Here is a 15551-nt window from a genome sequence, read left to right as displayed (position 1 = left end):
GAACGCAGAGAGAAAGATTCTAAAACTTGGTTTATATCATGTTCGCTTGATTACTTATTAAACCCGAAGAACCCCACCCCGCCAAAGCTACGCTTCGTCTCCCAGGGGATTAAGGGGTGGGGTGCAATAACTGTGGAAATCATAACTAATTATGCGAACATGATATTACTAAGAATTGTTGACTTGACAGACTACTAGTTATTCTGCAATTCTGTTTGCAGCAGATTTTACTTGAAGCACAACTTTTTTAGACAAAGGAATATATCCGAGTTCCAAACTGGATTTTTGCCCCTCAATCAAAGCCCAATCAATAAATTTTTTCAGCGCTTCACCTTTGACTCGGTTTGGATATTGCTGATAAGTCAAAATCCAGCTATAAGTAACGATGGGATAAGACTGGGAACCTGTAGGATCGTTGATAAAAGCAATCAAGTTATTGGCGGGTAATTTTACTGACTCCAAGGTTTGAGCTACAGATTCTGGTGTCGGCGTAATATAATTACCAAATTTATTTTCCAAAGCAGCCACAGGAAGTTTATTTTGTTTGGCGTAGATGTATTCTACATAGCCAATAGCTCCTGGGATCTGTTGAACTAAGGCGGTAACACCTTCATTACCCTTTCCAGCAATTCCTACTGGCCATGCTACAGATTTACCAGTTCCAACTTTGCTTTTCCATTCTGGACTTATGACACTTAGATGTTGTGTCAACACACTTGTAGTTCCACTACCATCAGTTCGGTGTACAACCTGAATCGGTAGATTGGGCAAATTTACCCCTGGATTAGCTACAGCTATTCTCGGATTATTCCAATTGGTAATTTTTCCGAGAAAAATATCTACGTAGACTTGACGTGAAAGCTTTAAACCATTTGGCAGATTGACTTGAGATGACTGGAGGGTAGGGGCAAGGTTGTAAGCCAATACTATGGAACCAGCAGTCATGGGTAAAGCAATAACTCCCCTCTTTATCTTAGCTGCTTGTTCATTTGTAATTCCCACATCGCTAGCTGCAAAGTCCACAGTACCTTCAAGAAGCTGTTGCACCCCAGCACTGCTTCCTATAGCTTGATAGTTAATTTCCACATTGGAATTTTGCTGGTTATAATCTGAAAGCCAGCGTTCGTATAAAGGCGCAGGAAAACTTGCCCCAGCACCAACGAGAGAAATGTGCTTGATTTTTTTATTATCGGCAGTACAAGAAACGATACTCAACAAGATAGCGATTATGGGTAGTAGGCAAACCCGTCGTTTAGATTGAAGTTGAGCAGATATATGAATCTTTAGTTCCAATGTTCAATAATTTTCCAATCTGTAGCCGTGTGGGTGTAATTAATTGTAAAACGAGGAAAATAAATTTGAAATACAAAGGTACGCACAGCAGAAGTGAAAACTGTGCGTACCTTTGCTTTTAAACTTCAATAGCTGTCTCTTTCTCCTCAATTTTTGGCTCTGAACTCAGCCGATCTAAAATATCTAAAACCTCTTGTTCAAAAGCAACTTGGGCGCGGTTAGTTTTGCCACCAACGTATAAGCGATCGCCTTTTTGCAATGCCCATATTTGTGAATGAGAAAAGTAACTCATCACTACACCCAGCATTAGTAAGCCAAATCCTGAGTAAACAATTGGTATGCCCGGATCGGCTTTAATTTGTAAGCCAGTGCTGCCAATGACATCCAAAATTTTCAGCTTCACGCCATTGACTTCGGTTGACATCCCAGCGCGGACTGTATCAATGAGTTTACCAGTGGGATCATAAATTAATACCATCCCTTGCAAGTCTTTGGCTAGTAAAGATACACCCTCACTCAAATCCGGTTTCGTAGGAACCCAGGTTCCCCAAATGCGCCCTTGTCCGTTGGTGTCCAATTGCGCCATTGGTAGCTTAAAAATCGGGCTGTTGTTAAATTGGACGCGAATGCCTGCAATTCCCCAATCAGTTTGATAAAAAGTTATGCCATGATAGCGCAGAGGCTCGTTGACAAAAATCTTCTTGTGGTCAATTTCCTCTCCCTGCTTATTTAAGACAGACATATCTGAATAAAATTGATCGATGCCGCCAGATGGGGTGTAATCAATCCAAAAACGATTGACGCGCACAGACCAATCTTTTGGGATTTTTGCGGCTATTGGACCAGCATCGACAATATTTGTCACTTGAAATGTATCGCCACTTGCAACCATTTCTTGAGCCAGAAACCCAGTCATCGCCCCCCAAATTCCCCCTAGCAGAATAGCGACGATGCCAATATGAACGATAATTGGGCCGATGCGTCCGACTATTCCTTTGCGGGCATAGAGGATATTTTCTTTTTCTTGATCTGGAAAAATTTTATAGCGGCGTTTCTGTAATAGTTCGCTGAGAGAATTTAGAGAACCATTATCTAGTTCTGCACTTAAAGCTAATTTTTGAAATTGCCGTGGTTCTTCGTAATATTTCCAGCGCTGGGCAGCTTTTAAGGCTGGTAACTGACGGGTAAAAGAACAAGCAGTTAAGCTAGTGCCAAATAAGATGAGTAATGCCAGAAACCACCAGGTACGATATACATGGTCTAACCCAACTACCTGAATTACCTTCCAAGTTAAAAAACCAAACAAAGCTGGATGTTCTGGGTAGTTAGCCTGATAAAATGCGGGTGGCTGACCTTGTTCAATTACAGTACCGGTGGAACTAAAGATTGCAATCAATAGCAGTAGTGCGATCGCTAGTCGTAAGTTAGTCAGTACTGGCAAAAGCTCTTGCCGTAAGAACTCCCCAGGTATTGCCCACCATTTTAATTCTTTGGATGAATCTTCTAAAGTCATTATGTGTAAAATCTAATAAAGGTATTGATATTAAAAACTGCCAAGGGGAATCCGAGAAATTAAGGAAAATACACCGAATCCTACCAATAGTGCCCCGCTAACTGGGTTAATCCAGCCAGACCAGCGACGCAATTCTAGTAATTTTTTAATTGAAGCTGTAAAAGTACCCGCCAAAATCAATGGTGCTACATAACCGGCTGTGTAAGAAAGTAGCAAAACAGCGCCTAAAATTAAGTCTTGTGTATTCGCAATCCAACCCAGCAAGCTGGCTAAAACAGGTGTGCTACAAGGGGATGCCACTAAGCCGAAAGTCAGCCCCAGCAAATAGGAACGCAATCCTGTTGGTAAATCTTGCGAAATCCAATTGGTTTCGCCCAAGGATGGAAATTGCAGAGGCAATGCTTCTAATAAGTTCAACCCCATGAGAATGGCGATAATGCTGACGATAATCGGCAAACCAATTCCCACTTGTCCATAGACTTTTCCTACAAAAGCTGCTATAATTCCCATTCCAGCTAATGTAGTTGCTAATCCTAAAGCAAACCAAGTTGATTGAGCAGCTGCTTGCAAGCGGCTTTTGGCTTCATAACCACCGATGTAACCAATGGTAATTGGCAGCATAGAAAGCATACAGGGTGTAAGACTGGTGAGCAAGCCAGCCACAAAGATGATACCAACGCTCACCAAGCTTAGGTGTGTCAGTTGGTTAGAAACGAGGCTGTTGGCAAATTGTTCTAGCTGGTAAATTTGGGTTTGCAGATGATCAAACATGGGGAATTTCTGAGCGGGAAATGCTTACTCTGCTTGAATTGTAGCTTATTTTTGTCTGTAGAGTCAGCAGAAGTGATTATCAGAATCTAATATCATCTAAACTTCATCTGCCCGAAGAAATGTATCTAAAATACAATTAAGCTCGAATTATCCCTGAAGAAACACGGCTGGAGTATTTGGCATGATGATTGCATTACCCGGATTTAAAATTGTCACTTTGTTAAAAGCAGGGGTAAAAGCAGTCATATACCGTGGAATCAAGGTTAAAGACCAGTGTCCGGTAATTATCAAAGGGCTACGTGCAGAACAGTGTACACCCAATAATATTGAACAATTCAAACATGAGTATGCGATCGCTCAAAGGTTAAATATCGCCGCCGCAGTCCAGGTTTACGCCTTAGAGATGCACCAGGGAATCCCTTATTTAATTATGGAGGATTTTGAGGCGCGATCGCTCGATCAATTGCTAGACCAATTTCAAGAACCTGTTTCATTCTTAAAAATTGCTATTGAAATCACCAGCAAACTCGCACAAATTCACACTCATCACATTGTCCATAAAGATATTAAGCCGCAAAATATCTTAGTTAATCTCGAAACTAATCAGGTTAAAATTGCTGATTTTGGAATTGCTGCTTTCATTCCATATCAGCAGCAAATGGTTAGCAGTTCCAGTCGCATTGAAGGCAGTTTACCTTATCTTTCACCTGAACAAACCGGGCGGATGAATCGAGGAATTGACCATCGTAGCGATTTGTATTCACTGGGAGTCACCTTTTATGAGATGCTGACAGGTCAGCTGCCATTTCAAGGCAAAGACCCCTTAGAGTGGGTGCATTGTCATATTGCCAAATCTCCGCCATCCCCGAAAAAGCTCAACTCTGATATTCCTCAAATGCTCTGTGACATCATCATCAAATTGTTGTCGAAGGTTGCAGAACAGAGATATCAAAGCGCTTTAGGTTTGCAATTTGATCTGGAACAATGCTTAAAACAATTGGAAACAACCGGAGAAATTCAATCCTTTGTTTTGGGTGAGCAAGATATCTCAGATCGCTTTCAAATTCCCCAAAAATTGTATGGGCGAGAACAAGAAATTGCCAAGCTTCTGCAAGCATTTGAGCGAGTTGTTAGCCAAGGAAAACCAGAAATTGTCCTCGTCTCTGGCTATGCTGGAATTGGTAAATCTTCTTTAGTGAAAGAGATTCACAAGCCAATTGTGCGAGAACGTGGGGTTTTTATCTGTGGTAAATTCGATCAGTACAAACGAGATATTCCTTACTTCACCATTGTTCAAGCTTTTCAAACACTTGTTAGACAAATTTTAACCGAGCCGGAAGATCAACTTGCCAATTGGAAAAAGCGAATACAAGCAGCATTAGGGAACAATGGTAGATTAATCGCCGATGTAATTCCAGAAGTTGAATTAATCGTTGGCGAACAGCCACCTATACCAGAGTTGGGGCCTGCTGAATCTCAAAACCGATTTAATTTAGTATTTCAGAATTTTATCAGCGTCTTTTCTCAAAAAGAGCATCCACTCACTGTTTTTTTAGATGATATGCAGTGGGCAGACAGCGCTACTTTAAATTTAATTAAAACCGTCATTACTGGGTCTAGTATCCAATATCTCTGCTTCATTTTAGCCTATCGAGATAATGAAATAGATATTGTGCATCCCTTTAGTTTGATGATGGAGAAGATTTGCCAGCAGGGAGTAAGAACAACTGGAATTCTTCTTACTCCTTTGAATCTTGTTTATGTAAATCAATTGATTGCTGATACATTGCATAGTTCAGCAGAACAAGTAGAACCTCTTGCTCAATTGATTATCCAAAAAACTGATGGTAATCCTTTTTTTGTCAATGAATTTTTGAAAACGCTGCATCAAGAAAATCTGCTAAATTTTAACCCTCAATATCGAATTTGGAAATGGGATCTAGCTCAGATTGAAGCCCAAGGTATTACAGATAATATTGTCAGTTTGATGATTGGGCGGATGCAAAAACTGCCAGCCGCAACTCAAGAAGTGCTTAAATTAGCCTCCTGTATTGGTAATCGCTTTGATCTAGAAGTTTTAGCGATCGTTGGTGAAAAATCTATTCAAGAAACAGCAAATGCCCTTGCTGAAGCAATTTTAAGAGGATTAATTATCCTCGTAGAGTCAGATGAAAGTGCTGGTAGAAACTATCGTTTCTATCATGACCGAGTTCAACAAGCTGCTTATGCTTTAATTGCTGATGAATCAAAGTCGGTAGTTCATCTGACGATTGGGCGACTTTTGCTGAAAAATTCTAGTCAGGAAAAAGTCAACGAGCAAATTTTTGATTTAGTTAATCAATTAAACCTCGCAGTTAATCTGATTATTGAACAGACAGAAAAAGATGAATTGGTAAGATTGAATTTAATCGCTGGTAAGAAGGCAAAAGCATCTACAGCCTACACTCCTGCTAAAAGATTTTTTAGCGTTGCCATGAATCTTTTAGCTGAGAATGCCTGGATAGAACAATATGAACAAACATTTACTTTATTTAGAAAACTAGCTGAGTGTGAATTTTTAACAGGAAATTTAGAACAAGCGGAACAATTATTTGACTTACTATTGCTCAAAGTAGAATCTCATGTAGAAAAATCTAATATTTATATGCTGCAAATCAGACTCTATCAAGTTGCGGGTAGATATGAAGAGGCGCTGACATTGGGATTAGAAGCTTTAAAACTTTTTGGGGTAACATTCCCTGATGCAAATGAAGAAGTGCAAGCTGCGATCGCAATTGAAAAAAACCAGATATTAATTAATCTAGATAACAGAGAAGTCTCTGATTTAATTGATTCTTTAGTAATCGAAGACCCCAATATTAAAACAGTAATTAGTCTGTTGACAACTTTGGGCCCACCTACTTATCTTGGTAGACCTCATCTCTTTCCCTTAGTCGTACTTAAAGCAGTTAACTACTCACTCAAGTTTGGGAATACGGAAGAGTCCTGCTTTGCTTACAGTATGTACGCCATGTTGTTAGTTTCTATCTTCCATGATATTCCTACAGGCTACGCATTTTCTGAGATGACAATTCAATTGAATGAAAAGTTGCACGACTTGAAACTTAGAGGAGTTGTTCTACACATTCATGGAAGTCATATCAACGTTTGGCGTAACCATATTGCTACCGATATTCCCTTTTTAGAACGAGGATTTATTGGCTGTGTGGAAGCAGGCGATGTGACGATGGCAAACTACAACGGTTATCAAGGATCGTGGCAAATTATCCAATTAGGCTCTCCACTTTCAGATACATATAAATCTCTAGAGAAATACATTGTATTTGCCCGCCAGTCTAAACATGAGGCTGTCTATCAGACAATCAGACTACAGCAGATGTTGCTGATGAATCTGCGCGGACTCACTCACCAAAGTTTGACTCTAAGTAATGATGAATTTGATGAATCATCCGCTTTATCTCTTATTACAGATGCAGGTTTTGTCAGTGGAATTATTTTTTATCACATTATCAAATTAATTATATTTTTTACTTATGGACAATATACAGAAGCACTAAGTTGTGCATTAGAATTATCTAAATTCCCCGTTACGACACTGGCATTACCCATTGAAACAGATTATATTTTATATTACTCACTGACTCTAACTGCTCTTTATCCAACTGTATCTTTTCAAGAGCAAGAACAGTTTTTGCTAACTCTAGAATCCCATCAGCAACAATTGCAATACTGGGCTAAACACTGCCCTGCAAACTTCTTACATAAGTCTCAATTAATAGCTGCTGAAATAGCTCGAATTCAAGGTCGAGACTTGGAAGCAATGCGCTTGTATGAACAATCAATTGCTTCAGCCCGCGAGCAGGGATTTGTGCAATATGAAGCTTTGGCTAATGAACTAGGCGCTAAGTTTTACTTGGAGCGAGAGTTTGAATTAATTGCCAAAACCTACTTGCAAGAAGCTAAAAATGCATATCTGCGCTGGGAGGCATCCGCTAAAGTTAAGCACTTAGAAGAATGCTATCCTCACTTATTGCCACAACAACAGCTTATTTCTAACGGAACATTTATCACCACAGGTGAACATCTAGACTTTTTATCAGTAGTTAAAGCTTCTCAAAGCATATCTAGTGAAATTGTTTTTTCGCGGTTATTAAAGACATTAATGCAAATTGTCATTGAGCAAGCAGGAGCAGAAATCGGTTATTTGTTGCTTGAACACGAGCAAAATTTGGTAATTGAAGTAGAAGCTAAAGTTAATCCCCAGGCTGAGAAACCGAATGTTTCTCGACCCGTATTTGATGGCGAAATTTCACAAGTTATTCCGCAATCAATGCTGAATTATGTGCAGCGAACTCAAGAAACAGTGATTTTGCAGAATGCTACTGAGCAAAATATGTTTTCTAGAGATGAGTATATAATCCAAAAACAACCTAAATCTGTACTTTGTTTACCGATCGCACGTCAGTCAAAATTACTTGGTATTTTATATTTAGAAAACAATCTCATTCCCAGCGCCTTTACACAGGACAAACTTTCGGTACTAGAGATTTTGACAGTTCAAATTGCTATTTCTCTAGAAAATGCTCGTCTTTATCAAAATTTAGAGAACAGCCAAGAACAACTCAACTTGGCATTGAAGTCTGGCAAAATTGGTGTTTGGAGTTGGGATATTGCCAATGATTTGTTTGACTGGGATGAGCAGACTTATCAACTATTTGGGTTAACACCTGAAACTTTTGTTGCAACTTCGGAAGCAATTTTAGCTCGTTTGCATCCAGATGATAGCCCATTGCTGGCTCAATCGTTGAGTCGAGCAATTAACGAAGGTATCGAGCATGATTTAGAATATCGAATTATTTGGGATGACGGCAGTATCCGCTACCTAGCCTGCCGGGGAAAAGCCTTTTTCAACGAAGCAGGTAAAGCCACACACATGAGTGGTGTTGTGCTTGATATCACAGATCGCAAACAAGCTGAAGCCGAACGTATCCAACTAATTCAAGAGCAAACCGCGCGACAGGAAGCAGAAGCCGATCAAAAACGAGCAGCATTTTTAGCTCAAGTCAGTGCAACCCTTGCATCTTCCCTCAATTACGAAAGCACGCTAGCAAGTGTGGCCAACCTGGTTGTGCCTTACTTCGCCGATTGGTGCAGCGTCGATCTGCTGCAAGAGAACCAATCAATTAATCGGGTAGCAGTTGCTCACCGAGATCCAGAGAAAGTTAAACTCGGTTGGGAACTTCATCAGCATTATCCTAGAAAGATGGATGAACCTCAAGGTGTGCCTAAAGTCCTGCGTACAGGAATTGCTGAAATGGTAACTGAAATTTCAGATGCAGCCCTAGTACAAGGTATTCCAGATGCAGAACATCTCAGAATTATACGTGAAATCGGTTTAAAATCCTGTATAATACTGCCCTTGATGGCACGGGAAAGAATTTTTGGTGCAATTTCCTTTTTTACGGCAGAATCAGAACGTCGTTACAGCACGGCTGACTTGTTACTAGCTGAAGATATTGCCCATCGAGCAGCGATCGCTATTGATAATGCCCGCCTTTACCAAGAAGCACAGCAAGCCCAAAAAACCGCAGTGCAAGCCCTAGAGCGCATTGCCCGTCTGCAATCGATCACGGCTGCCCTTTCAGAATCGCTGACACCAGCCCAAGTCTCTGAAGTCATTGTAGAGCAAAGTCTGGCTGCCTTGGGAGCCAGTTGTGTCTTCGTCGCCTTACTGAATGAAAACAAAACTGAACTAGAAATTGTGCAGGCGGTTGGCTATCAGCAAGATTTGGTAGATACTTGGCAGCATTTTTCTATTGATTCACCTTTTCCTCTAGCCGAAGCTGTACGGACTGGACAACCCATTTGGGTTGAATCAAAACAAAATAGAATAGCTCGTTACCCTCATCTAGCTGAAGCTTACGCCCAATATGACATTAATGCTTGGATTTCTATTCCTTTGATGGTGGAGGGTTCGGCAATTGGAGGTATAACTTTAGGATTTGACCAACTTCAACTACTTAGTGGAGAAGATCAAGCGTTTATCTTGGCTCTTGCTCAACAATGCGCCCAAGCGATCACTCGTACCCATCTTTACGAAGCCGAACGAATGGCGCGAAATGCTGCTGAATCAGCAAACCGCATCAAAGATGAATTTTTAGCCGTGCTATCCCATGAACTGAGAACACCCCTTAACCCGATTCTGGGTTGGACAAAGCTGATGCGGAGTCGCAAACTTGACCAAGCAACAAGCGATCGCGCCCTCGAAACCATTGAGCGCAACGCCAAGTTACAAACCCAATTAATTGAAGATTTGCTTGATGTCTCCCGCATCCTTCAGGGTAAGTTGAGCCTCAATTTCGGCCCGATTAATTTGATATCAGTTATTGAAGCTGCGATCGAAACAGTGCGTTTATCAGCACAGGCTAAGTCCATCGAGATTCAGACAATTATTGAATCTGGTGTCGGGCCAGTTTTAGGTGATGCCAATCGATTGCAACAAGTTATTTGGAATATTCTTTCCAATGCCATTAAGTTTACTCCCACTGAGGGACAGGTAAAAATTAAATTAGAGCAGGTTGGCTCACAGGTACAAATTCGCATAACTGATACAGGAAAAGGGATTGCACCTGAGTTCTTACCTTACGTCTTTGATTATTTCCGTCAAGCAGATGGTGCCACAACTCGAAAATTTGGCGGTTTAGGTTTAGGATTAGCGATCGTCCAGCATCTTGTAGAACTTCACGGCGGAACTGTGCAAGCAGAAAGCCTGGGCGAAGAACAAGGAGCAACTTTCACCGTCAGACTTCCATGTTTACAGAATCAAAGTAAAGGAATCAAGGATGCAAAAGATAACTCCTCACTTCTGCCAGATCAGTCCTTACCCTTGTCTGGCTTAGAGATTCTCGTGGTCGATGATGACGCAGATATGCGAGAATTTTTACCTTTCATGCTGGAGCAATATGGGGCAACTGTGACAGCTGTAGCCTCAGCCATTGCAGCTTTAACTGCACTGAGTCAATTTCAGCCAAATTTGATTATTAGTGATATTGGGATGCCAGAAATGGATGGCTATATGCTGATGCGACAGATTAGGAGTCTAGAACCAGAGCAAGGCGGGACAATTCCGGCGATCGCTTTAACTGCCTATGCTGGAGAGATAGATCATCAGCAAGCGATCGCTGTTGGATTTCAACAACATATTTCCAAACCTGTAGATCCAGAAGAATTGGTAAAGGCGATCGGATCGTTAATTAAAAGTTTGTAGTCAGTTCGGTTAAGACAAGAGACGCTATGAATCGCCGTCTCTACAATAATCGGTCTTTTGTAGAGACGGCGATTTATCGCGTCTTGGTAATGATATACGGGATACAGACAATATTGTTTTATCGTTTAAATCAGGGGTCTGACCCTCTATTCATCATCTGTATGCGTCAGTGGCAAGGGGTTCTGGTCAAGATATGGTTGTTGGTAATCAACTTCCACCCTTATTCACAGGATGACGCTAGCTAAACAAGCGATTAAACTATGGATAATATCAAGGCATTGTTGCTTTTAGCACAAGTTACATAAATTTCATCTCATTCTTAAATCTAAAATCTCATCCTGCTATATAAAATACCAGTTATGTCAGTGTATCAAGAAAGTTGTGGGGAGGCCACCGATTTGATTATTGGTGTTCACAACCAAGAAAACCTCGAATTACCAGCAAATTCTGCTCCTGTGGGCGCTCTTGCCACAACACAAGGAAATTTTTCTACGTTTCTTGCTCCCCTGACTCAGGATACTTTTAAGCAGGTTGTTCAGGATGTCGAGCAAAAATTACAGATTGTCCATCAAACCCTATCAATGCTGGATTCTCAGGGGTTTGAAACTCTCCTGCAAGAAATGTTGCATTCCATTACCTTGAAAACCGGAGAATTACTGGGGGCAGACCGGACAACGATATTTTTATTAGATGAAGAAAAACAAGAACTCTGGTCGATTTTAGCTGAAGGTGAGGGCGATCGCTCTTTAGAAATTCGCATCCCTGCCAATAAAGGCATTGCTGGGGAAGTTGCCACTTTCAAACAAGTGATCAATATTCCCTTTGATTTTTATAACGATCCGCGATCGCATTTTGCCCAAGAACAAGAAAAAAGAACTGGCTACCGCACCTACACCATGCTGGCTTTGCCGTTGTTAAACGAACATGGACAGTTAGTTGCAGTAGTACAATTACTGAATAAATTAAAATATGGGAATAATCACGCCGCTCCCCTGGCAGAGCGGATTGATACCAAAGGTTTTCTCTCTTGTGACGAACAATTATTTCAAGAATTTGCTCCTTCGATTCGCCTAATTTTAGAATCCTCGCGCTCTTTTTATGTCGCCACCCAAAAACAAAGAGCAGTGGCGGCGCTAATGAAAGCGATCAAGTCTCTCTCTCAAAGCAGTCTCGACTTAGAAGACACCCTGAAGCGGGTAATGGATGAAGCCAAGGAATTGATGAATGCCGATCGCAGTACACTATGGTTAATAGACCGCGATCGTCATGAATTGTGGACGAAAATCACTCAGGATGATGGTTCAACTAAAGAATTACGAGTCCCCGTAGGCAAAGGCTTTGCGGGGATAGTAGCGGCTTCTGGCAAGAAACTGAATATTGCCTTTGATTTGTACGACGATCCTGACTCTGATACCGCCAAAAAACTTGACCAGCAAAATGGTTATCGCACCTGTAGCTTACTTTGTATGCCAGTATTTAACGCCGATCAACAACTGATTGGCGTTACCCAACTCGTAAATAAAAAGAAAACTGGTGATTTTCCCCATTATAATCCTGTTGATTGGCCCAAAGCTCCCGACTGCTTCCAAGCTAGCTTTGACCGCAACGATGAAGAATTTATGGAAGCTTTTAATATTCAAGCGGGAGTAGCGCTGCAAAATGCTCAGTTGTTTGCCACAGTCAAGCAACAAGAACAAATGCAACGGGATATTCTGCGTAGTCTTTCCAATGGAGTAGTTTCCACTGATAAAACTGGGTTAATTATCGCCGCCAATGAAAGCGCCCAACGTTTGCTAGGACTGGGAATAGATGACCGATTAGAAGGTAAATTAGTTACTGATGCGATCGGCATCAAAGAAGGCGACTTTAGCAAGTGGTATCAAGATGCTTTACATGCAGTTGACTTAAAAGGCCGCCAGCAGTATTACCCCGATCGCACACTTGTAACTACTGGTACAGCAAGTCACAGTATTAATTTATCCATCAATACAATTGCTGATGCCAGCGACCACGAGCAAGTCCGTGGGGCACTGGTGGTGATGGAAGACATCAGTGATGAAAAACGGCTTAAAAGTACCATGTACCGCTACATGACTCAAGAATTAGCCGAAGAATTGCTGAAATTAGATGATGCTAAACTAGGTGGCGATCGCAAAGAAGTTTCGATTTTATTTTCCGATATTCGCGGCTACACCACTTTGACAGAAAACTTGGAAGCAGAAGAAGTGGTAAGTATGCTCAATGAATATTTTGAATCAATGGTAGAGGCAGTTTTTAAACATAAAGGCACTCTTGACAAATACATCGGCGATGCAATTATGGCTGTGTTTGGTTCTCCTCTCCCATTAGAAGAACACGCTTGGATGGCAGTGCAAACATCCTTAGAAATGCGCCATCGCCTGCACGAATTTAATCAACGTCGCTATGTAGATGATAAACCCAGAATTAAAATCGGCATTGGCATCAACTCAGATACCGTAATTAGTGGGAATATTGGCTCTAGTAAACGCATGGAATTTACCGCCATTGGCGATGGCGTTAATCTTGGCTCTCGATTAGAAAGTGTCAGTAAACAATATGGTTGCGACATTATTATTAGCCATAACACTTTTAAACCATGCGAAGATCATATTTGGGCTAGAGAACTAGATTACATTCGTGTCAAAGGCAGAAATGAGCCAGTAGCCATATACGAATTACTGGGTTTGCGTTCCAACCCAATTGAAAGCGAAAAATTGCAAGTAATTGAGCATTATCACAAAGGGCGTGAGTATTACCTCAATCGCCAGTTTGCCTTTGCTAGAGCCGAGTTCGCCAAAGTTTTAGCCGCAGACAACCAAGATAAAGCTGCGATGTTGCATCTTCTCCGTTGTCAGCATTGGTTACAATCACCTCCAACAGAGTCAGATTGGGATGAAGGTGTCTGGACATTTCAAGAAAAATAGGTGACTTTGCTAAATCTAACCACTAATTATCATCTTTCTCGTTTCCAGACAGAGGCTAGAAATGCAATAAAAAATTGAGTATTTATTAAGAAGCAAAATCTATTTAAATTATTTTTTAAAATATCTTAATATTTCTCAATCAAGTTTAAAAAATCTTGGGATTGGATTAAGAATCAATTAAGATAAATCGCTTTGTAAAGGTTAGTTGATATTACTTGTCAAACTGCCAATGAAGTTAGAAACTAAGAAATACAACACACGCAATTATTTTATGACTGCTATTTCTAGCCTTGAATACAAACGACCAATTTGGCAAACCGCTATTATATTGACTTTGGGCTTTTGGCTCAGTGCTAGTTTAGTTTTAGACTGGGTAATTATGCCTAGCCTTTATCTTTCCGGCATGATGAGCCAAGCTGGTTTTACAACAGCAGGCTATACGATTTTTTGGAACTTCAATCGGATGGAATTATTATCTGCTGCTGTAGTACTGACAGGGGCATTAGCCTTGGGTAAAACCCAATATCACTGGCGCATTGGCAGTATTATTTTATCTGGACTGCTGCTAACTATAGCTATGCTCGACACCTATTTCTTAACTCCGCAAATGTGCGCCATAGGAGTTCAGCTAAACCTATTTGAAGCAGCAGCTGCTATTCCATCGACCATGAATTTACTACACGGTAGTTATTGGGTACTGGAAGTAGTTAAGTTGGTGGCTGGTGGAACACTTTTAAGCTGGTGCTGGCGCGAACAAGTTTAAGTAGATGGAGAATTATCACGGTGAGAATATCCATTTATAAATCTCACACCAAAGACGCAAAGAATTTCTTTGCGTCTTTTTGCTACATATAGCTTATGGGTTAATGAATGCCATGTTTACGATGGGCTATGTCTAAGCGGGCAATTTTGTATTTATATTTGTGACTTTTAAAGCTTGAGATTCTTCGGTTAAATTGCTATTATAAAATGATTCATCTATCTATTAAGTGTAATTAAATAAGCAGACAAAATTATCTTTTACTGTACATTTTTAGCCTTCCCGGATATTAGAGCAAAAAAATACTGAAAGATAATATTAATTAGTTTTCATGCTTACTTTACTGATTTATCATAAAGTTTAGATATTTCTGCTAACTTTTTTTGAAAATTATAGTAATCTGAATTTTAGTGAGTACGTCACTTGTTATCTACCATCTAGCTGGACATAGCTATTTTGCAGGTATGTACTACTAATCAAGAATTTCACTGTAAGTTCTTGAATTTGTCACTTCAAATTGTGCCGGGTGAATATAGCGTTTCCTAATCATACAAGGTACATCATAGTCACCTCCTCGCTTGCGGGGAGGGGTTCTTGTACCTCACTCAAGCGAGAACCGCTATATTTAGCCCCAAACAACATTAGAACCAGTTTCCAGTACTTATGAAGAGATTCCCTTCTGCTGGTCTAGTCGGCTGTGCATCTCACCACACACCATTATGGCGGTAATTGTCAGCTAACTCATCCTTGGTCGGAGGTTTCCCATTCTTGTTGTGCAATTGATAGTTTTGCCCAATCCCAACCCTAAAAGTTGCTCTACAAGCTCAAGACCTAAGAGGTTGTTTGAAAAGTCTAATTTCTTACTTGCCTCGGCGATTGGAAATCGCGGCTACACAGGCCAAACCTGCCTCGCAGGTTAAAAACCCTTGATTTTGCATTAATCCACGGAGATGGACTTTGTTTGTGTAGTAGCGTTCGCCCTTGGCGTGCCGGAGGCATCAT

The 15551-nt window shown here is 40.8% G+C and carries 7 protein-coding genes; 4 read left to right on the top strand and 3 right to left on the bottom strand.

From position 1 onward, the window contains the following. Positions 1 to 198: 198 nt before the first annotated feature. The 3 genes from pstS to HWQ36_RS29855 all read right to left on the bottom strand — a co-directional run bounded on the left by pstS (position 199) and on the right by HWQ36_RS29855 (position 3577). A complete protein-coding gene (pstS, locus tag HWQ36_RS29865) occupies positions 199 to 1293 on the bottom strand; it encodes a phosphate ABC transporter substrate-binding protein PstS (RefSeq protein ID WP_292709581.1) in 1095 nt (364 codons plus the stop codon). 118 nt (positions 1294 to 1411) lie between these two features. Next, positions 1412 to 2806 carry a cytochrome c biogenesis protein gene (locus HWQ36_RS29860; protein ID WP_292709579.1) on the bottom strand — a complete coding sequence of 465 codons (1395 nt, stop codon included), beginning with the start codon at positions 2804 to 2806 and terminating at the stop codon, positions 1412 to 1414. Positions 2807 to 2836: 30 nt separating this feature from the next. Continuing rightward, a complete protein-coding gene (locus HWQ36_RS29855; RefSeq protein ID WP_292709577.1) occupies positions 2837 to 3577 on the bottom strand; it encodes a cytochrome c biogenesis protein CcdA in 741 nt (246 codons plus the stop codon). 181 nt (positions 3578 to 3758) lie between these two features. Between HWQ36_RS29855 and HWQ36_RS29850 the strand changes: the two genes are divergently transcribed. The 4 genes from HWQ36_RS29850 to HWQ36_RS29835 all read left to right on the top strand — a co-directional run bounded on the left by HWQ36_RS29850 (position 3759) and on the right by HWQ36_RS29835 (position 14552). Continuing rightward, entirely contained in the window at positions 3759 to 10844 is a 7086-nt protein-coding gene (locus HWQ36_RS29850; protein WP_292709575.1) for an AAA family ATPase, read from the top strand. A 26-nt stretch (positions 10845 to 10870) separates the two neighbouring features. Then, entirely contained in the window at positions 10871 to 11089 is a 219-nt protein-coding gene (locus tag HWQ36_RS29845; RefSeq protein ID WP_292709573.1) for a hypothetical protein, read from the top strand. Positions 11090 to 11203: 114 nt separating this feature from the next. Next, positions 11204 to 13789, top strand: a complete 2586-nt coding sequence (locus tag HWQ36_RS29840) for an adenylate/guanylate cyclase domain-containing protein (RefSeq protein ID WP_292709571.1) — start codon at positions 11204 to 11206, stop codon at positions 13787 to 13789. A gap of 271 nt (positions 13790 to 14060) precedes the next feature. Further along, complete coding sequence (locus HWQ36_RS29835) at positions 14061 to 14552, top strand: hypothetical protein (protein WP_292709569.1); 492 nt, start codon at positions 14061 to 14063, stop codon at positions 14550 to 14552. Positions 14553 to 15551 lie beyond the last annotated feature (999 nt).

This window comes from Nostoc sp. NMS2 (genome assembly GCF_017115105.1).
GTDB lineage: Bacteria > Cyanobacteriota > Cyanobacteriia > Cyanobacteriales > Nostocaceae > Nostoc.
Note: the sequence above shows the minus strand (reverse complement) of the source record. Positions and strands in the feature narration are given on the sequence as shown.